The organism is Streptomyces sp. NPDC005438, assembly GCF_040606315.1.
Lineage (GTDB): Bacteria > Actinomycetota > Actinomycetes > Streptomycetales > Streptomycetaceae > Streptomyces.
The window spans coordinates 62,474-88,956 of record NZ_JBEXEP010000014.1; the positions used below are offsets into that span (position 1 = coordinate 62,474).

Consider the following 26,483-nt stretch of genomic DNA (forward strand, 5'->3'; position numbering starts at 1 on the left):
TACCCCCTCCACCCGGCAGCGGGGTCAGGAGGGGTACTCGCCGTCTGCCACACTGGACGCACCATGCCTGCACCTGGAGAACTGACCTTTGCCGCCCCCCGAGGGGCCAAGAAGCCCCCTCGCCACCTCGCCGACCTCACTCCAGCGGAGCGACGCGAAGCCGTGACGGCCATCGGGGAGAAGCCCTTCCGCGCCAAGCAACTGTCACAGCACTACTTCGTCCGGCAAGCGCACCGCCCGGAGGAGTGGACGGACGTGCCGGCCGCGTCGAGGGAGCGTCTCGCGGAGGCGCTCCTGCCCGAACTCATGACCGTGATGCGGCACGTCAGCTGCGACGACGACGCGACGCGCAAGACCCTCTGGCGACTGCACGACGGCACCTTGGTCGAGTCGGTGCTGATGCGCTATCCCGACCGCGTGACGATGTGCATCAGCTCGCAGGCCGGCTGCGGGATGAACTGCCCCTTCTGCGCCACCGGGCAGGCCGGCCTGGACCGCAACCTGTCGACGGCGGAGATCGTGCACCAGATCGTCGAGGGGGTTCGGGCCTTGCGCGAGGGCGAGGTGCCCGGTGGGCCCGCGCGACTCTCCAACATCGTCTTCATGGGCATGGGGGAGCCCCTCGCCAACTACCGTCGCGTCGTCGACGCCATCCGGCGGCTCACCGACCCCGAACCTGACGGACTCGGTCTCTCCCAGCGCGGCATCACCGTCTCCACGGTCGGCCTGCTACCGGCGATGCTCCGTTTCGCCGACGAGGGCTTCAAGTGCCGGCTGGCGGTGTCCCTGCACGCCCCCGACGACGAACTGCGGGACACCCTGGTCCCGGTCAACACCCGCTGGAAGGTCAGTGAGGTGCTCGACGCCGCCTGGGAGTACGCGCGCAGCTCGGGTCGGCGGGTGTCCATCGAGTACGCCCTGATCCGTGACATCAACGACCAGGCATGGCGGGCCGACCTGTTGGGGCGGCTGCTCAAGAACAAGCGGGCACACGTCAACCTCATCCCGCTGAACCCCACCCCGGGTTCCCAGTGGACCGCCTCCCGTCCCGAGGACGAGCAACAGTTCGTCCGGGTCCTGGAGTCACATGGAGTTCCGGTGACGGTGCGTGACACCCGCGGCCAAGAGATCGACGGCGCCTGCGGACAGTTGGCGGCGACGGAGCGGTAGACACCCCGCGAAGTCCGCCAGGACCGCGCTGGTACGGTGGCCCTGGTTTATCGAAACACCGACAGGGGAGCGCAAGCGGCGCTGAGAGTGCGGCGAGACAAGGCCGCAGACCCTCGAACCTCGCCCGGGTCATGCCGGGTAGGAAGTTCGGTCACTCTCTGCTGTTGTGCTGCGCCCGGAAACAGAGGCTGCAGCGTGAAACACATCGTCACCACTCTCGTGATAGCCACGGCCGTCAGTCTGGTCGCCGGCTGTGGAGCACTTTCGGACGAGGGAGACGACAAGAAGACCGTCAGGTTGGTGACACACGACTCGTTCGCCGTGTCCGACCACGTACTCAAGGAGTTCAAGAAGCGCACCGGCTACACGGTCAAGTTGGTGACGGGCGGCGATGCCGGCTCGGCCACCAACCAGGCCGTACTGACCAAGGACAACCCCCAAGGCGACGTGTTCTTCGGCGCCGACAACACCCTGGTCTCCCGGGCGCTGGAGGCGGACGTGTTCGCCTCGTACCAGGCGAAGGGACTGGACCACATCCCCGAGCGGTTCCGCCTCGACGCCGCCAAGCACCGGGTGACACCCGTGGACTACGGCGAGATCTGCGTCAACTACGACCGCGAGTACTTCCGCAAGAAGAAGCTCGATCCCCCCGAGACACTCGACGACCTGGTCAAACCGCGATACCGCGACCTGCTGGTGACGCAGAACGCCGCGACGTCGTCGCCGGGTCTGGGGTTCCTGCTGGCGACCGTCGCCGAGTACGGGGAGTCCGGTTGGCGTTCGTACTGGAAGAAGCTCAAGGCCAACGGCGTGGAGGTCGTCGACGGCTGGGAACAGGCGTACAACGACCGCTTCTCCGGTGCGCGAGCCAGCAAGGGCAAGGGCGACAAGCCCCTGGTCGTCTCCTACGCGTCCAGCCCGCCGGTGGAGGTGCTCGACGTCAAGCCGGAGCCCGAACAGGCGCCAACCGGGGTGTCCAAGGGCACCTGCTTCGAACAGGTCGAGTTCGCGGGTCTGTTGAACGGAGCCGACAACCCCGAGGGCGGGAAGAAGCTGCTCGACTTCCTGGTCGACCGCACTTTCCAGGAAGACCTGCCCCTCCAGATGTTCGTGAACCCGGTACGGAAGGACGCGAAGCTTCCCAAGCTGTTCACCAAGTACGGCGAGAAGGTCGAGGACTCGGCGACGATGCCACCGAAGCGCATCACTGAGCGTCGTGACGGATGGATCAAGGCGTGGACCGCGCTCGTGGTCCGGTGAGTACTGACACACGCGGAACTCCCGCTCCGACGGCGCGACTTGGCAGCGCCGTCGGAGCGGAGCCCGTCGTCGCCGACCAACCGGGTTCCCTGCCTCCAGGGCCGGACCGACGCTCGGCGGCGGGGGAGCCGCGCCGTGTTCTGTCCCCCCGGGTCGTCCTGATGGTGGTCCCGCTGGCCTTCTTCGGCGTCTTCTTCGCCTACCCGGTGCTCGCCATCGTGGCCCGGGGGCTCCGCCCGGAGGGTCACTGGGACCTCGGTCGGATACCGGGGATCGTGACCGACCCCCAGGTGCTGGACGTCCTGTGGTTCACCACCTGGCAGGCCCTGGTCTCGACGCTGGTCACACTTCTGGTGGGGTTGCCGGGTGCGTACGTGTTCGCGCGCTTCGAGTTCCGAGGGCGGCGTCTGCTGTACGCCCTGATCACGGTCCCGTTCGTGCTGCCCACGGTGGTCGTGGGGTCGGCCTTCCTCGGCCTGCTCGGACGGGGTGGGCTGCTGGACAGTTGGTGGGGCGTACGCCTGGACACCAGCGTCTGGGCGATCGTGCTCGCCCACGTGTTCTTCAACTACGCGGTGGTGGTGCGCACCGTCGGCGGGCTGTGGGGTGCACTGGACCCCCGCCAGGAGGAGGCCGCGCGGCTGCTGGGAGCGAGCCGTTTCGCGGCCTGGCGCAGGCTCACGCTCCCCGCACTCGTGCCCGCGCTGTCCGCCGCCTCGTTGATGGTGTTCCTGTTCACCTTCACGTCCTTCGGCGTGATCCAGATTCTGGGCGGTCCCCGCTTCGCCACCCTGGAGGTGGAGATCTACCGCCAGACCTCCCAGTTGTTGGCTCTGCCCACGGCGGCGGTGCTGACGTTGGTGCAGTTCGCTGCCGTGGCCGGTCTGTTGTTGCTGCACGCGTGGACGGTGCGGCGCAGGGAGTCCGCGCTGGGACTCGTCTCCAGCACGGCGGCCCGGCGCCGTCCACGCGGAGCGGGAGACCGGGCCGTACTCGGCTTCGTCCTCCTGGTGGTCCTCGTCCTCGTCCTCGTCCCGCTCAGCGCACTGATCGAGAGATCGCTGCACAGTTCCGACGGCTACGGATTCCGCTTCTACCAGGCGTTGCGTTCCACGGACAGCGGGACCTTCACCGTCGCCCCGCTGGAAGCACTGGGCAACTCCCTGCTCTACGCCGGAGTGGCGACGGTCATCGCCCTGTTCGTCGGAGGGCTGGCCGCCGCCGCGCTGACCGCCAGGGCGGGGAGGTTGGTACGGGGGTTCGACATGCTGCTCATGCTGCCTCTGGGAACCTCGGCGGTCACGGTCGGTTTCGGCTTCCTGATCGCGCTCGACGAGCCCCCACTCGACCTCAGGTCGACCTGGCTGATCGTCCCCCTGGCCCAGGCACTGGTGGGGGTGCCCTTCGTGGTGCGTACCGTCCTTCCCGTGCTGCGCGCCGTACAGCCCCGACTACGCGAGGCCGCCGCGCTGTTGGGGGCTTCGCCCTTCCGGGTGTGGCGTGAGGTGGACCTCCCCATGGCACGGCGCGCGTTGGTCGTCGCCGCGAGCTTCGCCTTCGCCGTGTCGCTCGGGGAGTTCGGCGCGACGGTGTTCATCGCTCGTGCGGACAACCCCACCATGCCGGTCGCCATCGCCCGACTCCTCGGACGAGCCGGTGAGATCAACTACGGACAGGCCATGGCCCTGAGCACTCTGCTGATGGCGCTGTGCGCGCTGACCCTCGTGCTGTTGGACCGTCTACAGACCCGCCACCTCGGGGAGTTCTGAATGCTACGTCTGGAAGAGGTCACGGTCGGGATCGGTGACGTCGAAGTGCTCCACGAGGTGCGACTCGACGTCTCAGAGCACCAGATCCTCTCCGTGCTGGGACCGAGTGGCAGCGGGAAGTCGACGCTGCTCCGTGCGGTAGCCGGACTTCAGCCCCTGACCCGAGGCAGGATCCTGCTGGAGGACAGCGACCTGTCGGGTGTCCCACCGCACCGTCGTGGTGTGGGGCTGATGTTCCAGGACCAGCAGCTGTTCCCCCAGCGCGACGTCGCCGGCAACGTCTCCTTCGGCCTGGACGTACGCCGTGTCTCCAGGAGTGGGGTGAGGCAGCGGGTGGACGAACTGCTGGGCTTGGTCGGACTGTCCGGCGCGGGAGAACGGGAGATCTCCACGTTGTCCGGCGGGGAGCAGCAACGGGTCGCGCTCGCCCGCGCGCTCGCTCCGCAACCCCGTCTGCTGATGCTCGACGAACCCCTGGGACAACTCGACCGGGGGCTTCGCGAGCGACTGGTCATCGAACTGCGCCAACTGTTCAAGAACCTGGGCACCACGGTGCTGGCGGTGACCCACGACCAGTCGGAGGCTTTCGCCCTCGCCGACCAGGTCGCGGTGATGGACCAGGGACGGGTGCGTCAGGTCGGTAGTCCGTGGGAGGTGTGGAGCCACCCGAACTCCGAGTTCGTCGCCCGCTTCCTGGGGTTCGAGAACATCGTCGAAGCCACCCTGAAGGGCGACCGGGCCCTCACCCCCTGGGGCAGTCTTCCGCTGCCCGAGAAGGCGGAAGAGACAGGTGAGGGGAGGAAGGTACTGGTCAGGCCGGGTGGGGTACGCATTGGCCCTCGCGAACCTGGGCTGCCTTGCCGGGTACGGGCTCGGGTGTTCCGGGGCGACCACGTGCTCGTCCACCTCCTTCCCCTCAGCGGCCCACCTCTCCAGGCTTCCTGCTCGTTGCGTGAGGCGGCGGAACTCCCCGAGGAGGTGGGCGTGACCTTCGACTCCCAGGAGGTGGTGCCGTTGCCCGCCTCTTCGTTGCCCACGTGACGTACCAGTCCGTGTGCGCGGCTCCGGGACGAAGCGGTCAGAAGGTGAGTGCGGTGAGCCGCCCCACCGTCCAGGCGAGTGGGGCCATCACCGCGAGAGGGACGAACACCTGGAGCACCTGGGCCTTCAGGGCCAACGACCAGCGTGCTCCGATCCTCCGCACCAGGGCCACTGTCGAGGCCTGGGATCTGCGTGACTCGGCGACGGTGGCGACCACGCTCACCGTCACGCAGGACACGATCAGTGCGGCCGCGAGCCCGGTGAGGGGGCCGAAGGCGCCATGGTGGATCTTCTGGAACTCCCGGGCCGCGAACGCGGCTGCCCCGACGGCGCACAGAGTACCCAGGGCGTATCCCGTGGGGTGGGCCTCCGCGTACAGCAGACGGCCGGTGACCAGTCGTGTGGGTCCCGGCCGGCAGATGGTGAGAAGCCGACCGCACATGGCGACGACGCCGGGCCCGACCATGATCAGGCCGGCGAAGGTGAGAAGCCAGCTCGCTGACAGCGGGGGGACAAGCGATGGCAAACCGTCGTGGATGTCGGACGCGCCTCCCAGGGGGCGCGGGTTCACATCCTTGGTGAGGGAGCCCCACGCGAGTCCCGCCGCGATCAGGGCCACGCCCCAGGGGAACCTGGCGAACTGCCGACCGGGAGTCGGCTCCGTCCGCGCGGCGTCGTCGCGGGAACGGGACTCGCCGGAGTGCTTTTCCGCGAGTTCCTGTGCGGTGGTAGCCGTGCCCCTCGTCTCGCGCCGTGCCCGTTCACGTCCCCGCATCGTCCACGCACTGCCGAGTGCCGCCAGGAGAGGTGGTACGAGGAGCAGGGTGAGGGTGCCCGCCAGCGGCAGGTGACGTTCGGCGGCGAGGGCATCCGCTAGCGCCCCGTCGAAGGGGGCGGCGCCCCACTCGCCGCGGAGGAACAAGCAGACGAGCAACGTCAGCAGACTGCCCAGGGAACAGGTCAACCAGGTGGAAACCGCCGCGAGGAGGGGCAGGCGGGGAGGGCCGAGCCCCGCCGCGGTGAGACCTCGTCGCAGGGCGGGGCCCAGGTCGAGGCGTACCAGGCAGGCGGCGAGCTGGACCATGGCCATCGTCGGTAGCAGGCACCACAGCAGCCGTGCTGTCGCCTCGTCGGCGCGCTCTGGATGGTCGAGGCCGTATCCGAGTGTGGTGAACAGCAGGAAGGCCACGACCATGCTGGCCGCCAGGACGACGGTGCGCCGGACCAGTGCGAGGGGTGTAGCGCCTCGGATCAGGCGGAGAGTGAGCATGTCGTCCTGCTCTCGCGGGGCGTCACGGAGTCGGGGTGGATGCGACGGCCGTCCATCAGGGCCAGTTCGCGGTCGGCCAGGGTGGGTCCGACCATCTCCTGTTCCGTACTCAGCAGGGCGTCGTGGGTGGCCATGACACAGGTGATCCGGTGGGAGCGTGCCGCGGCGGTGAGGGTACGCAGCACCTGGGCGCGGTCGGTGGCGTGCAACGGCGCGGTGGGTTCGTCCGCGAACAGCACTGAGGGCTCGTGGGTGAGGGCCCGGGCGATGGCCACGCGTTGGCGTTCCGCCTGGCACAGGTTCCCCGGACGGCGCTTGGCGCAGTCGGCGACGTCCAGGCGCTCCAGCCACTCGTGGGCCGTGTCACGGGCGACGCGGTGGCGTACGCCCGACAGCAGCAGGGGCAGTGCCGCGTTCTCCCAGGCGGTCAGTTCAGGTACCAGCTCAGGCTGACTGCCGATCCACCCGAAGTGTCGGCGTCGGAGATTCTCCCGGGCCTGGGGGCCCATGGTGTGGAGCGGGAGGCTGTTGAACCACACCTCACCGGCCTGCGGTCGCAGCTGGCCGGAAAGGCATCGCAGCAGTGTCGTCTTACCGCACCCCCGGGGTCCGCTCACGGAGAGGATCTCGCCTTCGCGCACTCCGAGTGACACGCCCGTGAGCGCTGGCGAGCCCTCATGGGCGTGGTGTAGTCCGCGCGACCAGAGCACGTCGTTGTCCGGCGGGGTCTCCATGGGCACCTCCACACAGTTCGGCCCGGCCTCCCTGGCCCTGTGTGCAACGGCGACGGGGAGATTTGGTCACTGCCGCACCGTAGGACCGTCCGGTCGCACGCTTGGCGAGGTGGTGGATGTCGGGGGCCGAGAATCGTTCGAACGGAGCCACTGGCGGTGGGTCGGTACGCTCTCGTGGTGAGTCGGGCTCGGCGGCGGACCGTCCTGGTGGGCGGCGACGGGGCACCGGGCGGGAGGCGGCGTCCTGGCCTCGTATCGGAAGTACCACCTGGCTGGTTAGGGTGGTTGTCTCAGGTACTGGAACAGGTGAGTGGAGGGGTGCGAAGTGACCGCCGAACTGCGACGTCTACGCAACTACATCGACGGAGAGTTCCGGGACGCCGCTGACGGCCGGACGACAGAGGTCATCGATCCCGCCACCGGCGAGGTCTACGGCACCGCTGCCCTCTCGGGGCAGTCGGACGTGGACGCCGCCATGGACGCGGCCAAGACCGCGTTCCCGGGGTGGAGGGACGCCACCCCGGGCACCCGGCAGCTGGCGCTCATCAGGATCGCGGACGCGCTGGAGGCCCGCGCCGACGAACTACTCGCCGTCGAGTGTCGTGACACCGGCAAACCCCTGGAGCTGACCCGGCAGGAGGAACTGCCGATGATGCTGGACCAGATCCGCTTCTTCGCCGGTGCGGCGCGCATGTTGGAAGGGAAGGCCGCCGGGGAGTACATGGAGGGCCTCACCTCCTTCGTACGGCGTGAGCCGGTAGGTGTGTGCGCACAGGTCGCTCCGTGGAACTACCCGATGATGATGGCGGTGTGGAAGTTCGCTCCCGCGCTCGCCGCCGGGAACACGGTCGTACTCAAGCCGTCGGACACCACGCCGGCCTCCACCGTGTTCATGGCCGAGGTGATGGGCCAGTTCCTGCCCAAGGGTGTGTTCAACGTCGTCTGCGGTGACCGTGACACCGGGCGCATGATGGTGGAGCACCCCACCCCCGCGATGGCCTCTATCACCGGCTCGGTGCGCGCCGGGATGCAGGTGGCGGGTAGCGCCGCGAAGGACCTGAAGCGCGTCCACCTGGAACTGGGTGGCAAGGCCCCCTGCGTGGTCTTCGACGACGCCGACCTCGCGTCGGCCGCCGAGGGCATCCGGGACGCGGGCTTCTTCAACGCCGGCCAGGACTGCACCGCGGCGACACGTGTGCTGGTCCACGAGTCCGTCCACGAGGAGTTCGTCAGCGCCCTTGCAAAGGCCGCTGCGGAGGTCAAGACCGGTGACGTGGACGACGAGGACTGCTTCTACGGCCCGTTGAACAACAAGGACCACCTGGCCAAGGTCTCCGGGTTCATCGACCGGCTGCCGGCTCACGCCCGCGTGGTGACCGGGGGCGAGCGCGTGGGTGACAAGGGGTACTTCTACGCGCCCACCATCGTCACGGGCCTGAAGCAGGACGACGAGATCATCCAGCAGGAGGTCTTCGGTCCCGTGATCACCGTCCAGTCCTTCCGGGACGAGGACGAGGCCGTCCAGTGGTCCAACGATGTCGAGTACGCCCTGGCCTCCTCGGTGTGGACCAAGGACCACGGCCGGGCGATGAGGATGTCGAAGGCCCTGGACTTCGGCTGTGTGTGGATCAACACCCACATTCCGCTGGTCGCCGAGATGCCGCACGGTGGCTTCAAGAAGTCCGGTTACGGCAAGGACCTCTCCGCCTACGGTTTCGAGGACTACACGCGGGTCAAGCACGTGATGACCTCGCTGTGAGGCCGCGCCCCTGAATTCCCGGGAACCGCGACGACGCCGCGTGGCTGGCCATCTTCATCGGCTGGCCACGCGGCATTCCCGGCAAGTGCATCGCCCGACGGCCCTGTTGGGACGGACGCGGACGACGAAAGTCGGGGTGGCCAGCGAGTGCGCCCTGTTCAGTGCCACGAGTACATTGTCCTGACCTCACCGTCTGCGGCCATCAAGTGCCGTAGCCCGCTCAGGAGTAGAATCTCGTGATCATTTTCGGCACATCCTCGAAGGTTATTCAGCTCGCGATGCTGAGTCTGCTGTGTGGGTTCTGCGGCAACCCTTCGGCGCACGCTCTCCGGCGTCGCGTCACCAAGTTCACGCTCTTCTTCATACCGCTGTTTCCGATAGCCCCGTCCAAGCACTCGTTGCAATGCACTTTCTGCGGAGGACACTCGGACATCACCAAGGAACAGGCGGAACAACTGCTGGCCCAGGGTGCTCCCCAACAGCCGGGCATGGGTGCGCAGATGGGGCAGCCCGGACCCCAGTACGGTCAGCAGCAGCCGTACGGCCAGCAGCCCGGCGGGCAGGGCAACCCCTTCGCCCAGCCCACCTACCCCCAGCAGCCTCCCCACCAGAACTGAGCCCGGCCGGACGTCGCCACGGTTCAGGGAAGCTCGCGGCGTGCGGGGCTCCGACGCCGCGTGGGTGGTCGCCTCTCCATCGCGACCACCCACGACGAGCGGACACCGGCGTCGGGTAGCCCCGACGACCGGGGCGGTCAGGAACGGGTGGCGTTCCAGTTCGTCAGGTAGGTGTCGATCTCCTCGCGTAGACGGCGCTTGGACGTCTCGTCGAGGTAGGAGCATTTCACCCCGTTCTTGGCCAGTTCCGCCACACCGGTCGCGTCCAGGTCCAACAGGCGGGCGGCGATGGCGAACTCGGTGTTCAGGTCGGTCCCGAACATCGGAGGGTCATCGCTGTTGATGGTCACGGTCACGCCAGCCTTCACCATCTCGCGCAGCGGGTGCGTGTCGAGGTCCTCCACCGCCTTGGTGGCCACGTTCGAGGTCGGGCAGACCTCCAGCGGGATCCCGTTCTCGGCCAGATGCTCCAACAGCCGGGGGTCCTGTATCGCGCTGGTGCCGTGGCCGATGCGTTCGGCGCCCAGCGAGGTCAGCGCGTCCCAGATGGTTCCCGGTCCGGTGGTCTCCCCGGCGTGCGGGACGCTGTGCAGGCCGGTGGCGATCGCGCGGTCGAAGTAGGGCTTGAACTGGGGCCGGGGAACCCCAATTTCGGGCCCTCCCAGACCGAACGAGACCAGCCCCTCCGGCGCCAGCTCGGTGGCGATCCGGGTTGTCTCCTCGGCGGCCGGTAGTCCCGCCTCACCGGGGATGTCGAACGTCCAGCGGAGTATGAGGCCGAACGTCTTCTCGGCGTCCTTCCGGGCGTCCTCGATTGCTTCGACGAAGGCCTGGTCGGGGATGCCCCGGGAGGTGGAGCTGTACGGGGTGACCGTCAGTTCGGCGTAGCGCACGTTCTGCGCCGCCATGTCCCTGGCCACCTCGTAGGTGAGGTGCCGTACGTCCTCCGCGTCCTGGATCAGGTCGACCACCGAGAGGTAGACCTCGATGAAGTGGGCGAAGTCTGTGAAGGTGAAGTACCGCCGGAGCTCCTCGGGATCCTTGGGGACCTTGGAACTGGGGTGCCGTGCGGCCAGATCGGCCACGATGCGGGGCGAGGCAGAACCGACGTGGTGTACGTGCAGTTCGGCCTTGGGAAGCCCGGCGATGAAGACTTCGAGGTCGGACAACGATTCCTCCCGGGGTCAAGTTTGCGTGCAGTCTAGGTCGGTTGGCACGGGCGGAGACCTACCATGGGTGCCTGGAAGAGGGCGAGGGGGACGGCGAGGGGGACATGGACAGCGAACCGAGAAGTGGCGCCGAGGACGATCCCGGACAGTCCTGGCTGAACAAGTCGCCCCACGGAGAAGAGGGCACCTCGGGCGGACCCGAAGTGGCGGGGGACGGTTCAGTGAGGGAGCCCTCCGGCACGCGAGCGCCACACACTCCTGACGAACCCTGGCTGGTGGAAACCGACCGCCGTCCACGCTCCCGTTCTGGACGGTCGCCGGAACCAGCCCGTTCGGATCGCCTCACCGAAACGAGCGGCCCGACCGCCACCCCCGGCCGAGCCCCTTCGGCACCGGACATCGGCGACTTCCCCACCGGTCCGATGTCCGGCTACCCGCCCGCCCCACCCTCATCGCCCTACGGCTGGCAGCCGCCGCTTCCCTACGGTGCGCCGCACCACTCCGGTTTCCCACCCGGCGCCCCCTACGGTTGGCGGCCTCTGCCGACAGCCCAGGCGACCGTCTCGATGGTGATGGGGATCGTGGGTCTGGCGTTCATGCTGACCTGTTACGGCGGCATCCTTTCGATCATTGCCTCACCAGTCGCTCTCGGCTTGGGTCTTTCGGCCAAGGCGGCCATCGCGCGGGGTGAGCAGGGAGGCTACAGCCAGGCCCACGCCGGGGTGGTCATGGGAATCATCGGGCTGGTGGGGTCCGCCCTGCTACTGGTGCTGCTGGTCTTCGGCAGGTTCATCGGCTGAGGAACGGCGCCCCGGGCCTCCGGTGTTCAGCGTGGGACTCGCGCCCTGGTCGCCGCGACGACTGCGCGCGGGATACGCGGCGTCGAGGAGCCCCAGGTAGTCGATGGCGAGCAGCAGGACACCTCCCAGTGCCCAGCTCGCCAGCACGTCGAGCGGCCAGTGGTAGCCACGGCTCACCAGGCCGATACCGTTGCCCACCGCCACGACGGCCAACAGGACCAGTGGTGAGCCCCGCCTCCACCGCACGTAGGGGACGAGGAGGAGTAGCGCCACCCCGTACACCACCAGCGCCGTCGCCGCGTGGCCGGAGGGGTAGTAGCCCGTGCCTTGGTCCAGCGGTCCCGGGCGCTCCGTCCACGCCTTCAACGGAGCCACGAGCAGTGGCACACAGGTCACCGGAAGCAGGGCGTAGAGCAGGGGTGTGACCCGCCGTTCGACCCACCACCGTGCGGCCAGGGCCAGAACCAGTACGACCAAGGCGACTTCGAGGTTGCCCAGGTCCGCCAGGAACTCGGTCACCAGGGCGGGCAGACGACCGACCATGGCGCGAGAGAGAACCTCGTCCGGGGTGAGGAGCGGGCCGTCCACCCGTACCTGCCAGGTGACGGGGGCGAACACCACCAGACAGAGCGCCATGACGCGAAGCCGCCCCGGAACAAGGGGGGAGAGTGTTCCGGGGCGGTCGCACCGACCAGGCCGCCGTACACCCCGGGGGGTGTGGGGCGGACGACGGACCGATCGGTGAGGAGTGCGCGTCAGCGCTCCACCAACCCGGCGCAGGGGAGGCGCCGAGTAGGTGTCGCCCGGGGTTTCCCCCGAGCGAGATGTTGCGTTCATCCCGCTGCACCGTACGGCTTCGAGAACAAGCACAAAAGATGGATCACTGCTCGCCCATCGTGCTCGCACATATTCTTCACCCAGGTCATCGGGCGTCCGTCACAACTCGGCAAGTGCCTCTTCCAGGACGTCGAGCCCCTCGTTCAGCAAGTCCTCGCCGATCACCAGTGGCGGCAGGAACCGCATCACGTTGCCGTAGGTGCCCGTGGTGAGCACCAGCAGGCCCTTCTGGTGGCAGGCCTTGGCGAGGGTCGCGGTCGCCTCGGGGTTGGGCTCCTTGCCGCCCGGCTTGACCAACTCGATCGCCAGCATGGCGCCCCGCCCACGGACTTCGCCGATCACCTCGTGCTTCTCGGCCATCGCCGCGAGCCGGGGCTTCATGACCTCCCCGATACGCCGGGCCTTGCCGGCCAGGTCCAGTTCGCGCATCGTCTCGATGGAGCCGAGGGCGGCCGCGCAGGCGACCGGGTTACCGCCGTAGGTCCCGCCCAGACCACCGGAGTGGGCCGAGTCCATGATCTCCGACCGTCCGGTGACGGCGGCGAGGGGAAGCCCACCGGCGATGCCCTTGGCGGTGGTGATCAGGTCCGGGACGATCCCCTCGTCCTCGCAGGCGAACCACTGTCCGGTACGGCAGAACCCGGACTGGATCTCGTCCGCCACGAACACGATCCCGTTGTCCTTGGCGAACCGGGCGATGCGTGGCAGGAACCCCTTGGCCGGTTCGATGAAGCCACCTTCGCCCAGTACGGGTTCGATGATGATGGCAGCGACGTTCTCCGCCCCGACCTGCTTGGTGATCTGGTCGATGGCCTGGTCGGCCGCCTCCTGCGCACAGTTGTCGGGACCGGTGAGCCAGCGGAAGGGGTAGGCCACCGGTACCCGGTACACCTCCGGCGCGAAGGGGCCGAAGCCATGCTTGTACGGCATGTTCTTCGAGGTCAGCGCCATGGTGAGGTTGGTCCGCCCGTGGTAGCCGTGGTCGAAGACCACCACGGCCTGACGCTTGGTGTGAGTACGGGCGATCTTGACCGCGTTCTCCACCGCCTCCGCCCCGGAGTTGAACAGGGCGCTCTTCTTCGCGTGGTCGCCCGGGGTAACCCGTGCCAGCTCCTCGCACACCTCCACATAGCCCTCATAGGGCGTGACCATGGCACAGGTGTGGGTGAACTGCGTCAACTGTTCCGTCGTCCGCCGTACGACGGCCTCGGCGCTGTTCCCGACCGAGGTGACGGCGATGCCCGAGCCGAAGTCGATCAGTGAGTTGCCGTCCACATCCTCCAGCACTCCACCCCCCGCGCGCCGCGCGAAGACCGGCATCACCGCGCCGACGCCGCTCGCCACCGCGGCTTCCTTCCGCGCCATCAGTTCCTGCGACAGGGGGCCGGGGATAGCGGTGACGAGGCGGCGCTCCTGGGGCAGCCCGGGGCCCCCGGTCTTCTCGGCCATCGTGCTCATGAGCTCTCCTCCGTGGGGATGGATGGTGTGTGTGCGGTCCTTGGCAGGCTAGGCGCCAGGAGGAGCCCGGGACATGCACCTCGGCGGAGAAGTACGTGTGTCGTGTTGGACGAGACGCACATAGCCGGAGGCCTCGCGCGGAGTCGGTCCCGTAGCACATCGGTGTGGCCTGCCTCATCGGCCGCCGCGCACCGACGGCGCGAGGGCCGGAGGCGCGACCTGCCGCCCCGTCGGTGCGCGGCGGTGCCCGAGTTCGGGGGCCGGCCGCGTTCAGCCGAGGCAGGCCAACTCCTGGGCGGCGAGGCTAGATTGGGTCCAGTCCGGGGAGCATCACGGTGGTCAAGCGGTAAGAGGGAGCAGATGGACAGGGCCGGCGCACACGATTCCGCTGGAGAGCAGCAGGGGCCGCCCCCCTCCACGGGGGCCGGTCTCGAAGCGACGCAGTACCGGGATGCCGTGCCGTCCCAGAAGGCCGCGGGCCCGGTGCCTCCGCCTCGTCCGGCCGGAGCCCCCCGGACACGGCCCTTACTGGCCCAGTGGCTCAGCGCTCCCCGACCGCAGGCGGAACCGGGGATCTGGCGTTACGAGCACCAGCCGCCGCGGATCGTGGAGAAGGACAGGATTCCCAACCGGCAGCTGATCAGCGGCGCCATCGTGTCCTTTCTGATCGGTTGGCTGGCCTGGTCCCTGTTGTGGAACGGCTACCTCGGGAGCTACTGGCTGTGGCCCCTGCTCGCCATGACCCCGGACTCGTGGCGTTCGGAGGGCGGCCATCAGATGGCCTACGTCACGTCCCTGTATCTCTACTATGCCCTCGTCGTCGGTGGGCTCGCCGTGGTGTGCGGTCGTATGGGGCACTGGGACGAACTCGGCCGTCGTGCCATGGGCAGGCTCGGGCGGCGTCGGCGCCCGCAGCCAGGCGCCGACGCCGCACCGGTGACGCGGCAGCTCAGGAGGCCCGAGGGTGACCCCATCGACTGGCCCGAGCTGCGCGAGGTCGGTGCTCACGAGGCCGCCGACCGGCTCCAGGCCGAAGCACAGCAGGGCGTGCTGACCGATCTCGACCACACCCGTATCGAGAGGATGTGGAAGGCCGTCCGCGCTGACCCGGACCGGCTGGCCTCTTTCGTGGACACCGTGCGACGACGGGGAGCTACGGCGTACGCGCACCCCTCGGGTGAGCGCGATCTTCCGGTACGTCGGGCCCTTCACGATCTGCGGCTGTCCCAGGTGCGCATCGGCCAGGCACCCGGCAACGAGAGGAACCAGCAGGAGTACCGGGGAGCAGGCATCGCTCTGGACCCGACGGTCCTGGGCACCTCACTCCTCGCGGTGGGGCCTCCCGGCGCGGGAAAGACCCAGCACCTGGTGCGACCCGTGGTCGAATCGCTCTGTCTCCAGGCCCTGCTGGGTCAGTCATCCGTGGTGGCGGTCACCGCCGAGGGCAGTGGACTGCTCGGTGACGAGGCGTTCGACGTGGTGATCAGGATGGGCCGTCCCGACTCCCGTCACGGACTGGACCTCTACTGCGGCGTCGACGACCCCGACGAGGCGGCCAGCCTGCTGGCCGAGGGCCTTGTCGGCGACCTCACGGAGTACCTCCCCGGAGGCGACAGCCGCCGGGCGGCCGTGACCCTTGCCCAGCTGATCGGCCCCTTCCGCGCCGCTTACGGGCGCTTCCCCCGGGTCGCCGAACTGCGTGACCTCCTGGAAGAGGGCTCCAACCTGATAGGGGCGCTGCGGGCCCGCTTGGAGGAGAGGCAATCCCCGGTCCAGTTGCGGGAGTTGGAGGCCTTCCAGCGTCACTCCGACCGCCACGGTGACGTTCGCGTCCTGATGGCGGACCGGGTCGCCCTCCTGGACCGTTCGGCCTTCGCCGGCCAGTTCGGCCCACCGGAGTCCTCGGGCGGCGACGTGGCCGAGCAGGGACCCCGACTCTTCTCGATGCGCGCGTTGGAGCGTCCCGTCCGGGTCAGGGTCGACCTTCCCGAGCGGGGGCACTCCGAGGCCTCCCGCATCCTGGCCAGGCTGCTGCTGGCCCAGTTCAGCTCCTGTGCTGTGACCCGGGCCGACACCTCGCTGTTCGCCACCCTCGTCGTGGACGACGCCGCGCACGTCATCTCGCCGGAGTCCCTGCGTGGCCTGCAACGTCTGCGCTCCGCACACGCCGGTGTGGTGTTGACCCTCCGCACGCTGGACGACGTCCCCGCCGCCCTGCGTGGACCGCTGCTGTCGGCGGTCGGATGCCGCATGGCGTGCGCCGGGATCTCCCCCCGGGACGGAGGTCACTTCTCTGAAACCTGGGGCACGGAGTGGGTGGAGACCCGTGACGTCACCAATCGACAGATCATCTCGGACGAGCCCTTCACCAAGGTGATGCACTCGGTACGGCGACTGGCGACCGGGCGCTATGTCACGGCGGAGTCGGTGACCGTACGGAAGGTGCAGAGGGAACGGTGGTCCGCCTCTGACCTGGCCCATTCCCTGCCGCCCGAGCACGCGGTGCTGTCCCTGACCACGACGGCGGGGAAGCGGACCGCTCCGATCCTGACCCGACTGGGCAACTGAGATCCGCTACGTCGCCGCAGCCTGATCCAGGGGTCGATTTCCGGCATCGGCCGGCTGCGAGAATGACGGGGATACGGTCGACAGTACGGTGAGGAACGTTATGCCTCCGACGCTTGCCAACCTGGTCCAGCACTCCGCGCTGGGGCTGTCCGTGCTGGCGGGGCAGGAGAGGCTGGACCGCGCCGTGCGGTGGGCGCATGTCAGCGAGCTGACCGACCCCACCCCGTATCTCGACGGGGGCGAACTGCTGCTGCTGACCGCCCTGAAACTGGACGTGACGAACTCGGAGGCGATGGACGCCTATGTGCGTCGCCTTGTCGACAAGGACGTGGTGGGGATCGGCTTCGCCGCCGGGGTGCACTACGAGCAGGTGCCGGACGCTCTGCTCCAGGCGTCCAAGTCGGCCTCCCTCCCGCTGATCGAGGTCCCCCGACGGACGCCCTTCCTGGCCATCAGCAAGGTGGTGTCCGACTCTCTGGCCGCCGAGCGGTACCGGTCGGTGACGGCTGGGTTCGACGCCCAGCGTGAGCTGACCAGTGCCGCACTGTCCCACGAGGGGCCGGCGGCGCTGCTGGGCAAGCTGGCCCAGCATCTGGACGGATGGGTGGCCCTCTACGATGCCTCCGCCGCCGTGGTGGCCTCGGCACCCCACTGGGCGGCCCGCCGTGCGGCGCGTATCACCACCGAGGTGCAACGACTGCGAGATCGGCCTGCCCCGGCCAGCGCCGTGGTCAGTGGCGGTGAGGTGGCCGACGACCGGATCGAGCTGCAGTCCGTGGGGGTGGGATCCGGTCGCCGGGCGCGTGCCGTACTGGCCATTGGGACGGGTGCCCCCCTGGGTACCGGGGAGCGCTACGCGGTCAACTCCGCCATCGCCCTGCTGACGCTCACCACGGAGCGGTCCAGGGCGCTCCAGGAGGCGGAGGGGCGCCTGGGCGCCGCGGTGCTGCGCATGTTGTTGGTGGGGGAGTCCAACCACGCGCGGGCCGTTGCCGGACGGCTCTACGGGGGGTTGCTGGACGCTCCCCTGCGCGTCGTCGTCGCGGAGGAGGGCGGCTCTTCCCTGGAGGGGCTGGGGGAGGCGATCGAGGCCGCCGCCGCACGTGCCGGTGAGGCGGTGCTCCTGGTGCCGGACGGGGGACGGTTGGTGGTCCTCGCTGCGGACGGAGGCTCGGCGGTCGAGGGCTGTATCGCCTATGCCGAGGCTGCCGACCGATGCCGGGAGAAAGGGGGCCAACCGGAGGCGGTGATCGGCATCTCCGCCCCGGCGGGGCTGGCCGCTGCGGCGGTGGCTTTCAAGCAGGCGGAGCAGGCGCTCTCGGTCGCCCGGAGGCGAGGTGTCGCCCTGGTCGAGCACGAGGACGTGGCGGCCGGCTCGGTGATGCCGTTGTTGGCCGACGACGCGGTGCGGGCGTTCGCCGACGGGATGCTCCGTGCCCTGCACGAGCATGACGCGACAGGTCGGGGGAACCTCGTGGAGTCGCTCCGCGAGTGGCTGGCCCACCACGGGCAGTGGGACGCCGCAGCGGCCAAGCTCCGAGTGCACCGGCACACGCTCCGGTACCGGATGCGCCGGGTGGAGGAGATCCTCGGCCGCTCCCTCGACGACCCCGACGTCCGCATGGAGCTGTGGTTGGCCCTCAAGGCCACGAGCCAGTGAGCCGTCGGCACTGAGGCGCCGACCGGCATCGGTGCGTGGTACCGGCCACGCCCAGGAAGCGGGCTCCCTGCGGCTGCTGACAGCAACTGAGGCGCCACCTGGCGCGGCGTCGTAGCGGGGCTGGGGCTGTCACGGGGGTCGGTCGACAACGCTCGGAGCGGGGGCCTACGTGGGAGGCGAACGCCGAGCGCCGTCGTCGCACCGTGAGAACGGACACGGCGCGACGACGGCGCGGTAGCTAGCCGTAACTAGGCGTACCGGACGTCAGGTTGACACCCGGCGAGGCCGGTTACTTTTCGCAGTACTCGCCTTCCTTGCCGATGGAGCGGTACATGCAGTCGGCGTTCTCCAGCAGAAGGAGCACCGCCTCCTTGTTGCGCGCGGTCTCCTCCTCGATCTTCTCGTCGGGCGGGTAGAAGCCGTCGCCACCCGACGGACCGGGGTACATCTCGAAGGTGTAGGCGAACACCTTCTGGTCGCCCCACAGCCAGTCGTCGATCGCGCCGTCGGTGATGTACAGGTCGCTCGACTGCTGCGGCGTGTAGCCGTTGGTCTCGGCCATGGACGTGCCGACGGCCTCGAACGCGTCGTGGTCGTCCTGCGTCATACCCTCGCCGGTGTCGTCGTCGGTGTGGCCGAAGGGCCACAGCACCAGCTCGCTGTAGGTGTGGAAGTCGATGGACGCCTTGATCTGCTGCTTGTCGTCGACGATCCGGCTCCGTACGAAGTCCGCGATCACCTTGACCTCGGGCGCCGACTCCGCGGCGGATCCCCGGTAGGTCTCTCCGCCGGGGTCGCTGTCGGAGCCACCGCAGCAGCCCCACTTGTAGCCCCAGTTGCGGTTCTCGTCCGTGCCGATCGTGGAGTCCTCGTTCGGCTGCCGGTTCTTGCGCCACATCTGGTAGTCGCCCGGCTCGATGTCGTATTCGCCGCCGTCGGGGTTGGCGTCCGGGATCACCCAGATCTCACGCTCGTCGACCATCTTGGTGATGCGGTCCTCGGAGCCGTACTTGGAGCCCAGCTCCCCCAGGGTGTAGAGGGCCATCTCGACCGTCAGGTGTTCCCGCGCGTGCTGGTGGTGGGTGAAGAGGACCTCGGGCTCGTCCTCGTCCTCCTTGACGTTGTCGCTGACCTTCACCGCGACGATGTCACGGCCCTCGTGGGACTTGCCGATGACCTTCTTGGACATGATGTCCGGGTACTTCTCCACGAACCCGTCGACGGCCTCGGTGGCCTCGTCGTAGTTGTGGTAGCCGGAGTCCTCGTCGGGGAAGTCGTTGGGCTTGACGTTCTTGACGCCCTTGTTGCGGTTCGGAGGGCCGGGCAGCGGGCTGAGCTTGTGCCCCAGGTCCCGGACCTTCGCCGCTCCGTCGGCGCCCGTGGTGATGACCACGGAGTCCTTGCGTACGGCGTCGATCGACACACCGGACCGGGCGATCGCGGTTCGCTGCGCCTTGGTGGTGATGTCCTTGACCTCGTACTGCCGTTCCTGCGCCGTGCCGCGCTCCGACGACGCGCTGGGGGGCGCGTCCGAGGCGGAGGCCATGGCCTGTGTGCCGAGCGGTACGGCCAGGGCCACGGTCAGGGCGGCGGCGGTGAGCGTACGTCGCCGGCCGCGTATTCGTAGTCGCATCGCAACTCCATCTGATTCAGTGCGACGGTGGGGGGTTACCTTCGGAATCCTTCCGGCAGTGGCATGTTCTGGTCAATGGCACGTGCGTCAACCGGGGGCTGTGCCAATCAGGAGGAGACCGTCGGAACTCTGCTACGCGTCGGACAAGAGCCTCGTGGGTCTCACCGGCCTACGGTGGAGGCAGAGCCAATCGGCGACACCCACCAATCGGAAGGGCCGGGATCCGCAGTGACCACAGCGACACCCACCCACACGTTCTGGCTTGCCGGCCGGGCGACCACCAGCGACACCACCCTTGAGGTCACCTCTCCCTGGGACGGCCGCGTAGTCGGCGCGGTGAGTGTTCCCACCCCGGAACAGGTCGAGGAAGCCATCGTCGCCGCCGTCGAGGTGGCTGACGAGTTCGCCGCGACCCCCGCCCACGTGCGGGCCAACGCGCTGGAGCACGTGTCCCGACGTCTCGTCGAACGCACTGAGGAGATCGCCGAGCTGATCTCCGCCGAGAACGGGAAGCCCATGAAGTGGGCCCGCGGCGAGGTCGGCCGCTGTGTGTCGGTCTTCCGTTGGGCGGCGGAGGAGGCGCGTCGTTTCAACGGCGGGCTGGCCCAGCGCCTGGACTCCGACGCCGGAGGGGTGGGCCGACTCGCCCTGACCCGCCGTTTCCCCCGAGGTGCGGTCCTGGGCATCGCGCCGTTCAACTTCCCGCTGAACCTCTGTGCCCACAAGGTGGCGCCGGCGATCGCCGTGGGTGCGCCGATCCTGCTGAAGCCGGCGCCGGCCACCCCCCTGTCGGGCATCCTGCTCGGCGAGCTGCTCAGCGAGACCGATCTCCCGGCGGGGTCCTGGAGCGTGCTGCCGGTCCCCAACGACCGCATGGAGTCCCTGGTACGCGACGAGCGGTTGCCGATCATCTCCTTCACCGGTTCCGGCCCGGTGGGCTGGTCTTTGCTCGACTCGGTGCCCCGCAAGCGCGTGACGCTCGAACTGGGCGGCAACGGTGCGGCGTTGGTGCTCGCCGACTACGCCTCCGAGAAGGACCTGGACTGGGCCGCGGAGCGCATCGCGACCTTCTCCAACTACCAGGGTGGCCAGTCCTGCATCTCCGTACAGCGGGTGATCGCGGACACCTCGGTCTACGACCGCCTCGTGCCCAGGGTGATCGCCGCCGTGGAGTCCCTGAACACCGGCGACCCCTCCGACGACGCCACGGATGTCGGCCCGTTGGTCAGCGAGGACGCGGCCAGGCGGGTGGAGTCCTGGGTCCAGGAAGCGGTGGACGCCGGCGCCCGACTCCTGACCGGAGGCAAGCGTGACGGAGCCACCTACGCGCCGACGGTGCTGGAGAACGTCCCCGCGGACACCAAGGTCGGCTGTGAGGAGGTCTTCGGCCCGGTCGTCTCGCTCACCAGGGTGGACGGCGAGGAGGCCGCCTACGCCGAGGCCAACGCGTCGAAGTACGGCCTCCAGGCGGGCGTCTTCACCCATGACGTACAGGCGGCCTTCCGGGCGCACCGGGCCCTGGAGGTCGGTGGCGTGATCGTGGGCGACGTGCCCTCCTACCGGGCGGACCAGATGCCCTACGGCGGCGCCAAGCAGTCCGGCGTCGGCCGCGAGGGTGTCCAGTTCGCGATGGAGGACTACACCTACGAGCGGGTGATGGTGCTGACCGGCCTGGACCTCTGAGCCGTCGTCGCACCGTGTGGTCGGAGCCCGTGGGTTCGCGCGGCTCCGACCACGTCCCGGTGGACCAGTCCACCATCCCCACCCGGTCGCTCTCGGGCCGGAGCGGAAGGGGTCCGTGAACCGCCTGGTCGGACGCTACGTCGCCGCGGGCCGGGTCGTCCGCGCCCTGCCTCACCTGACCGCCACGGGTGGGTGGGTAGCACCGTCAACACGGGGTACACACTCAGAACGCTCCGCAAGGTGCCGCCCTGACTCGTGGTGAGGTGAGCTGGCTGTGACCGTCTCCGAACGTGAAGCCCGTCAAGTCGCCGAAGCGGCGCGAGAGCAGGACTGGCGCAAGCCGAGCTTCGCCAAGGAACTGTTCCTCGGCCACTTCCGCTTGGACCTGATCCACCCTCATCCGACAGCCGACCCCGAGGTCGTACGGCGTGGTGAGGAGTTCCTCGACCGGCTTCGACGCTTCTGTGAGACGCACATCGACAGCGCCCGGATCGAACGGGACGCCAGGATCCCGGACGAGGTCGTGGCGGGCCTCAAGGAACTGGGTGCCCTGGGCATGAAGATCGACCGCGCCTACGGCGGCCTCGGTCTGAGCCAGGTCTACTACAACAAGGCCCTCACCCTGGTCAGCTCCGTGAGCCCCGCCGTCGGCGCCCTGTTGTCCGCCCACCAGTCCATCGGCGTGCCGCAGCCGCTGAAGCTGTTCGGCACGGACGAGCAGAAGGACGAGTTCCTGCCCCGCTGTGCGAAGGACGCCATCTCGGCCTTCCTTCTCACTGAACCGGATGTGGGGTCCGACCCCGCGAGGCTGGCCACCACCGCCACCCCCGACGGCGACGACTACCTGCTGGACGGCGTGAAGCTGTGGACGACCAACGGCGTGGTGGCGGACCTGCTGGTGGTCATGGCCAGGGTGCCTGCACGGGAAGGGCATCGGGGCGGGATCAGCGCCTTCGTCGTGGAGGGGGACGCCCCGGGCGTCACCGTGGAGCACCGCAACGCGTTCATGGGTCTGCGCGGCATCGAGAACGGCGTCACCCGCTTCCACCAGGTGAGGGTCCCCGCGTCACGTCGTATCGGCCCGGAGGGGGCGGGGTTGAAGATCGCCCTCACCACGCTCAACACCGGACGACTCTCCCTGCCCGCCACCTGTCTCGGCGCCGGGAAGTGGAGCCTGAAGGTGGCGCGCGAGTGGGCCGGTGAGCGGGTCCAGTGGGGGAGGCCTGTGGCGAAGCACGAGGCGGTGGGCGCGAAGATCTCCTTCATCGCCGCCACCACCTTCGCCTTGGAGGCCGTCGTGGACCTGGCCTCCCACATGGCTGACGAGGACCGCAACGACATCCGTATCGAGGCGGCCCTGGCCAAGCTCTACGGCTCGGAGATGGGCTGGTTGATCGCCGACGAACTGGTGCAGATCCGGGGCGGACGCGGTTACGAGACCGCCGAGTCCCTCGTCGCGCGAGGGGAACGCGGGGTCCCCGCCGAGCAGATGTTGCGCGACCAGCGCATCAACCGGATCTTCGAGGGCTCCACCGAGATCATGCACCTGCTCATCGCCAGGGAGGCCGTGGACGCCCACCTCTCCGTGGCGGGTGACCTCATCGACCCGGAGAAGAACCTCGCGGACAAGGCACGGGCGGGTGCCCGGGCGAGCGGGTTCTACGCCAGGTGGCTTCCCGGACTGGTCGCCGGCCGCGGCCAGGTTCCCACGGCCTACGCCGAGTTCGGCCAACTCGCGCCTCATCTGCGGTACGTGGAGCGCACCGCGCGGAAACTGGCGCGGTCCACCTTCTACGCCATGTCCCGCTGGCAGGGGCGCATGGAAACCAAGCAGGGGTTCCTCGGACGGATCGTGGACATCGGCGCCGAGTTGTTCGCGATGAGCGCCGCCTGTGTTCGGGCCGAACGGCTACGGCGCGACGACGCCGCGCAGGGAGCCGCGGCGTACCAGCTCGCCTACGCCTTCTGCGTTCAGTCCCGCGTCCGGGTGGAAGAACTGTTCGGCCGCCTCTGGCACAACACCGACGAGGTGGACGGCAAGGTCGTCCAAGGGGTGCTGTCCGGTTCCTACTCCTGGCTGGAGGAGGGTGTGCTGGATCCCTCCGTCGAGGGCCCCTGGATCGCGGAGACTCCCACCGGACCGTCGAAGCAGCAGAACGTCCACCGCCCCCTGACCTGAGGCTCATAGGGCATCGCACTCCGGGTGCGCCCACCACTCCGTACGGCCCCGACGGGGCGGACCACGCTCGGGGCCGGCTCGGGTCGGCCGGCCCCCGGTGGGCAGGGCCGGCGGAGGCCGAAATGCTCGCCCTGGAGTGCCCCGGCACCGTGGTGGAGCGGGTGAACGGCCACAATGGGGGGATGAAGGACTCTCTCGCTGATCCGCGCCAGCGGTTCGCCCCCACCGCGATGACCGACGGCCGCCGCGACATCGTGATCCTCGGATCCACCGGGTCGATCGGTACCCAGGCCGTGGACGTGGTGCTGAGCAACCCGGACCGGTTTCGGGTCACCGGACTCTCCGCGGCGGGTGGCCGGGTCGAGCTGCTCGCGGGACAGGCGCACCGCCTCCAGGTGGAGAGCGTCGCCGTCGCCCGGGAGGACAAGGTTGTCGAACTGAGGGAGGCGCTGCGGGCCCAGTACGGTCCCGGCACCCCGATCCCCTGGGTGCTCGCCGGCCCCGACGCCGCGACGGAGCTGGCCGGAAGCGCGTGCCACACCGTGCTCAACGGCATCACCGGGTCCATCGGGCTGGCTCCCACTCTGGCGGCGCTGCGCGCCGGACATGTGCTGGCCCTGGCCAACAAGGAGTCCCTGATCGTCGGGGGGCCGCTGGTACGGGAGTTGGCAGCCCCCGGACAGATCGTTCCAGTGGACTCCGAGCACTCCGCCCTTTTCCAGGCCCTGCTCGGGGGCGAGCGGCGAGAGGTGCGCAAGCTTCTGGTCACCGCCAGTGGCGGCCCGTTCCGGGGGCGATCCCGCGCCGAATTGGAGACCGTGACACCGCGGGAGGCCCTGGCCCATCCCACGTGGAGCATGGGCCCGGTGATCACGGTCAACTGCGCGACTCTGGTGAACAAGGGGCTGGAGGTCATCGAGGCACACCTGCTGTTCGACATCCCCTTCGACCGGATCCAGGTCGTGGTCCACCCCCAGTCCGCCATCCACTCGATGGTGGAGTTCGTGGACGGTTCGACGCTGGCCCAGTGCGGACCGCCGGACATGAGACTGCCGATCGCCCTCGGCATGGGCTGGCCGGAGCGGGTGCCGAACGCCGGTCCGGTCTTCGACTGGGGCAAGGCGATGTCCTGGGACTTCTACCCTCTCGACGAGCGCGCCTTCCCGTCTGTTCCGCTGGCGTGCCATGTGGGAGGGTTGGGCGGTACCGCTCCGGCGGTGTTCAACGCCGCGAACGAGGAGTGCGTGGACGCCTTCCTCTCCGGGAGGCTCCCCTTCAACGGGATCGTGGACACCGTCGCCGCCGTGGTGGACGAGCACGGTTCGCCGTCGGGAACGGAACTCACCCTGGAAGACGTTCTAGCCGCCGAGACATGGGCACGTGCCCGTACTCGTGAGTTGGCGGAGCGGCCCCCCGGCCGGTCCACGACCGGCACCTCTTCACTCGGTTCGACAGCGGAGGCCCGCGCATGACCACCCTGATGACCGTCCTCGGGATAGTCGTCTTCGTGTTTGGCCTGCTCTTCTCCATCGCGTGGCATGAGTTCGGGCACTTCTCGACGGCCAAGATGTTCGGTGTCCGTGTGCCGCAGTTCATGGTGGGCTTCGGGCCGACCCTGTGGTCCAAGCAGAAGGGCGAGACCGAGTACGGGATCAAGGCGGTCCCGCTGGGTGGTTACATCCGCATGATCGGGATGTTCCCGCCGGGCGACGACGGCGCGGTCCGGCAGCGGTCCAGCTCGCCGTTCCGGGCCATGATCGAGGACGCCCGGGCGGCTCACTACGAGGAACTCCAACCCGGCGACGAGACGCGGATGCTCTACACCAGGAAGCCCTGGAAGCGCGTCGTGGTGATGTTCGCCGGCCCCTTCATGAACCTGATCCTCGCCGTGGTGATCTTCCTCGGCGTACTGATGACCTTCGGGGTCAACACCCAGACCACCACGGTCTCCTCGGTCTCCAAGTGCGTGATCCCCGCGACGGCGCAGACCGAGAAGTGCCCCTCCGGCGCCAAGGACTCCCCGGCGAAGGCCGCCGGACTCAAGCCCGGAGACAAGATCGTCGCGTTCGACGGCCAGCGGATCGACGAGTGGTCCACGCTCCAGCAGAAGATCCGCGACACCATCGGGCCCGCGACCATCACCGTCGAGCGGGACGGCGCCAAGAAGACCCTCCAGGCGGACCTCATCAGGAACAAGGTCGCCAAGACGGACGGCAACGGCGGCTACGTCGAGGGCGAGACCATCTCCGCGGGCTTCCTCGGCTTCACCCCGGCCCGGGGCATCGTGGAGCAGTCGTTCCCCCAGGCCACCGAGCGCATGGGCACCATGATGGTCACCGGCGTGCAGGCCCTGGTCGACGTGCCCTCCAAGGTGCCGGACCTGTGGAACGCGGCGTTCGCCGACGGCGAGCGCAAGCAGGACTCCCCGATGGGCGTCGTCGGCGCGGCCAGGGTCGGTGGAGAGGTCTTCTCCCTGGACATCCCGCCGGAGCAGCGGGTGGCGACGATGCTGTTCCTGGTCGCCGGTTTCAACCTCTCGCTGTTCCTGTTCAACATGCTTCCCCTGCTGCCGCTGGACGGTGGCCACATCGCCGGCGCCCTCTGGGAGTCGCTGCGACGCATGGTCGCCAAGGTGTTCCGCAAGCCGGACCCGGGCCCCTTCGACGTGGCACGGCTGATGCCGGTGGCCTACGTGGTGGCCGGCATCTTCATCTGCTTCACGCTGTTGGTGCTGGTCGCTGACGTGGTCAACCCGGTACGTCTGGCCGGTTAGCGAGGTGAGCGACGTCATGTGTGCCTCCGCCCCGTCACGTCGGCGGGGGCACACATCGGGCCACCGGCGGGTTCCACCGGGAGGCCGACATGTGCCCGGTGCT

At 68.9% G+C, this 26,483-nt stretch carries 19 protein-coding genes and 1 riboswitch; of the genes, 13 read left to right on the forward strand and 6 right to left on the reverse strand.

Annotation, left to right across the window (positions count from 1 at the left end; translation table 11 throughout):
* Window positions 1-63: 63 nt before the first annotated feature.
* The 4 genes from rlmN to ABZT14_RS23970 all read left to right on the forward strand — a co-directional run bounded on the left by rlmN (window position 64) and on the right by ABZT14_RS23970 (window position 5,240).
* Complete coding sequence (gene rlmN / locus ABZT14_RS23955) at window positions 64-1,170, forward strand: 23S rRNA (adenine(2503)-C(2))-methyltransferase RlmN (protein WP_356306132.1); 1,107 nt, start codon at window positions 64-66, stop codon at window positions 1,168-1,170.
* A 53-nt stretch (window positions 1,171-1,223) separates the two neighbouring features.
* A riboswitch (TPP riboswitch) is annotated at window positions 1,224-1,333 on the forward strand.
* Window positions 1,334-1,389: 56 nt separating this feature from the next.
* A complete protein-coding gene (locus tag ABZT14_RS23960) occupies window positions 1,390-2,430 on the forward strand; it encodes a thiamine ABC transporter substrate-binding protein (protein WP_356306241.1) in 1,041 nt (346 codons plus the stop codon).
* Between the two features lie 161 nt (window positions 2,431-2,591).
* Window positions 2,592-4,199: an iron ABC transporter permease gene (locus ABZT14_RS23965; RefSeq protein WP_356306134.1), complete on the forward strand. Its 1,608-nt coding sequence runs from the start codon at window positions 2,592-2,594 to the stop codon at window positions 4,197-4,199.
* Window positions 4,200-5,240, forward strand: a complete 1,041-nt coding sequence (locus ABZT14_RS23970; protein WP_356306136.1) for an ABC transporter ATP-binding protein — start codon at window positions 4,200-4,202, stop codon at window positions 5,238-5,240.
* 37 nt (window positions 5,241-5,277) lie between these two features.
* On the opposite strand, the gene ABZT14_RS23975 is transcribed toward ABZT14_RS23970, so the two are convergent.
* Together ABZT14_RS23975 and ABZT14_RS23980 are read right to left on the reverse strand one after the other, a co-directional pair.
* Window positions 5,278-6,510 carry a hypothetical protein gene (locus ABZT14_RS23975; protein WP_356306138.1) on the reverse strand — a complete coding sequence of 411 codons (1,233 nt, stop codon included), beginning with the start codon at window positions 6,508-6,510 and terminating at the stop codon, window positions 5,278-5,280.
* A complete protein-coding gene (locus tag ABZT14_RS23980; RefSeq protein WP_356306140.1) occupies window positions 6,492-7,244 on the reverse strand; it encodes an ATP-binding cassette domain-containing protein in 753 nt (250 codons plus the stop codon). The genes ABZT14_RS23975 and ABZT14_RS23980 overlap by 19 nt, the downstream gene beginning before the upstream one ends.
* A 325-nt stretch (window positions 7,245-7,569) precedes the next feature.
* On the opposite strand from ABZT14_RS23980, the gene ABZT14_RS23985 reads away from it, so the two are divergent.
* Window positions 7,570-9,003: a gamma-aminobutyraldehyde dehydrogenase gene (locus tag ABZT14_RS23985; RefSeq protein WP_356306142.1), complete on the forward strand. Its 1,434-nt coding sequence runs from the start codon at window positions 7,570-7,572 to the stop codon at window positions 9,001-9,003.
* A 236-nt stretch (window positions 9,004-9,239) separates the two neighbouring features.
* The gene (locus ABZT14_RS23990; protein WP_356306144.1) at window positions 9,240-9,620 is read left to right on the forward strand and encodes a zinc-ribbon domain-containing protein; all 381 of its coding nucleotides are present in this window, start codon (window positions 9,240-9,242) and stop codon (window positions 9,618-9,620) included.
* 137 nt (window positions 9,621-9,757) lie between these two features.
* Here ABZT14_RS23990 and ABZT14_RS23995 read toward each other — a convergent pair whose 3' ends face one another.
* Complete coding sequence (locus tag ABZT14_RS23995) at window positions 9,758-10,789, reverse strand: adenosine deaminase (RefSeq protein WP_356306146.1); 1,032 nt, start codon at window positions 10,787-10,789, stop codon at window positions 9,758-9,760.
* 566 nt (window positions 10,790-11,355) lie between these two features.
* Between ABZT14_RS23995 and ABZT14_RS24000 the strand changes: the two genes are divergently transcribed.
* Entirely contained in the window at window positions 11,356-11,589 is a 234-nt protein-coding gene (locus ABZT14_RS24000; protein ID WP_356306148.1) for a DUF4190 domain-containing protein, read from the forward strand.
* Here the strand turns inward: ABZT14_RS24000 and ABZT14_RS24005 are convergent.
* Window positions 11,551-12,225: a phosphatase PAP2 family protein gene (locus ABZT14_RS24005; RefSeq protein WP_356306150.1), complete on the reverse strand. Its 675-nt coding sequence runs from the start codon at window positions 12,223-12,225 to the stop codon at window positions 11,551-11,553. The two genes, ABZT14_RS24000 and ABZT14_RS24005, sit on opposite strands and share 39 nt — an antisense overlap.
* A gap of 300 nt (window positions 12,226-12,525) precedes the next feature.
* Entirely contained in the window at window positions 12,526-13,875 is a 1,350-nt protein-coding gene (gene gabT, locus ABZT14_RS24010) for a 4-aminobutyrate--2-oxoglutarate transaminase (RefSeq protein ID WP_356306243.1), read from the reverse strand.
* 369 nt (window positions 13,876-14,244) lie between these two features.
* On the opposite strand from gabT, the gene ABZT14_RS24015 reads away from it, so the two are divergent.
* Both ABZT14_RS24015 and ABZT14_RS24020 read left to right on the forward strand, forming a co-directional pair.
* Entirely contained in the window at window positions 14,245-16,452 is a 2,208-nt protein-coding gene (locus ABZT14_RS24015; RefSeq protein WP_356306152.1) for an ATP-binding protein, read from the forward strand.
* 100 nt (window positions 16,453-16,552) lie between these two features.
* Entirely contained in the window at window positions 16,553-18,112 is a 1,560-nt protein-coding gene (locus ABZT14_RS24020; RefSeq protein WP_356306154.1) for a PucR family transcriptional regulator, read from the forward strand.
* 289 nt (window positions 18,113-18,401) lie between these two features.
* Here the strand turns inward: ABZT14_RS24020 and ABZT14_RS24025 are convergent, their stop codons facing one another.
* Window positions 18,402-19,745 carry a M14 family metallopeptidase gene (locus ABZT14_RS24025; RefSeq protein WP_356306156.1) on the reverse strand — a complete coding sequence of 448 codons (1,344 nt, stop codon included), beginning with the start codon at window positions 19,743-19,745 and terminating at the stop codon, window positions 18,402-18,404.
* A 228-nt stretch (window positions 19,746-19,973) separates the two neighbouring features.
* On the opposite strand from ABZT14_RS24025, the gene ABZT14_RS24030 reads away from it, so the two are divergent.
* The 4 genes from ABZT14_RS24030 (at window position 19,974) to ABZT14_RS24045 (ending at window position 26,380) form a co-directional block, all read left to right on the forward strand.
* Window positions 19,974-21,428, forward strand: coding sequence for an aldehyde dehydrogenase family protein (locus ABZT14_RS24030; protein WP_356306158.1), 1,455 nt, complete (start codon window positions 19,974-19,976; stop codon window positions 21,426-21,428).
* A gap of 274 nt (window positions 21,429-21,702) precedes the next feature.
* Window positions 21,703-23,607: an acyl-CoA dehydrogenase family protein gene (locus ABZT14_RS24035; protein ID WP_356306160.1), complete on the forward strand. Its 1,905-nt coding sequence runs from the start codon at window positions 21,703-21,705 to the stop codon at window positions 23,605-23,607.
* Between the two features lie 182 nt (window positions 23,608-23,789).
* On the forward strand, window positions 23,790-25,079 hold the full coding sequence (gene dxr, locus ABZT14_RS24040) for a 1-deoxy-D-xylulose-5-phosphate reductoisomerase (RefSeq protein WP_356306162.1): 1,290 nt from the start codon (window positions 23,790-23,792) through the stop codon (window positions 25,077-25,079).
* Entirely contained in the window at window positions 25,076-26,380 is a 1,305-nt protein-coding gene (locus ABZT14_RS24045; RefSeq protein WP_356306164.1) for a site-2 protease family protein, read from the forward strand. The genes dxr and ABZT14_RS24045 overlap by 4 nt, the downstream gene beginning before the upstream one ends.
* The last annotated feature ends 103 nt before the right edge of the window (window positions 26,381-26,483 follow it).

Excerpts from the sequence above, each read along its gene's own strand:
- rlmN (WP_356306132.1), top strand. The coding sequence starts at position 64 with ATGCCTGCACCTGGAGAACTGACCTTTGCCGCCCCCCGAGGGGCCAAG.
- ABZT14_RS23965 (WP_356306134.1), top strand. The coding sequence starts at position 2,592 with ATGGTGGTCCCGCTGGCCTTCTTCGGCGTCTTCTTCGCCTACCCGGTG.
- ABZT14_RS23970 (WP_356306136.1), top strand. The coding sequence starts at position 4,200 with ATGCTACGTCTGGAAGAGGTCACGGTCGGGATCGGTGACGTCGAAGTG.
- ABZT14_RS23975 (WP_356306138.1), bottom strand. The coding sequence starts at position 6,510 with ATGCTCACTCTCCGCCTGATCCGAGGCGCTACACCCCTCGCACTGGTC.
- ABZT14_RS23980 (WP_356306140.1), bottom strand. The coding sequence starts at position 7,244 with ATGGAGACCCCGCCGGACAACGACGTGCTCTGGTCGCGCGGACTACAC.
- ABZT14_RS24000 (WP_356306148.1), top strand. The coding sequence starts at position 11,356 with ATGGTGATGGGGATCGTGGGTCTGGCGTTCATGCTGACCTGTTACGGC.
- ABZT14_RS24005 (WP_356306150.1), bottom strand. The coding sequence starts at position 12,225 with ATGGCGCTCTGTCTGGTGGTGTTCGCCCCCGTCACCTGGCAGGTACGG.
- gabT (WP_356306243.1), bottom strand. The coding sequence starts at position 13,875 with ATGGCCGAGAAGACCGGGGGCCCCGGGCTGCCCCAGGAGCGCCGCCTC.
- ABZT14_RS24015 (WP_356306152.1), top strand. The coding sequence starts at position 14,245 with ATGGACAGGGCCGGCGCACACGATTCCGCTGGAGAGCAGCAGGGGCCG.
- ABZT14_RS24020 (WP_356306154.1), top strand. The coding sequence starts at position 16,553 with ATGCCTCCGACGCTTGCCAACCTGGTCCAGCACTCCGCGCTGGGGCTG.
- ABZT14_RS24025 (WP_356306156.1), bottom strand. The coding sequence starts at position 19,745 with ATGCGACTACGAATACGCGGCCGGCGACGTACGCTCACCGCCGCCGCC.
- dxr (WP_356306162.1), top strand. The coding sequence starts at position 23,790 with ATGAAGGACTCTCTCGCTGATCCGCGCCAGCGGTTCGCCCCCACCGCG.
- ABZT14_RS24045 (WP_356306164.1), top strand. The coding sequence starts at position 25,076 with ATGACCACCCTGATGACCGTCCTCGGGATAGTCGTCTTCGTGTTTGGC.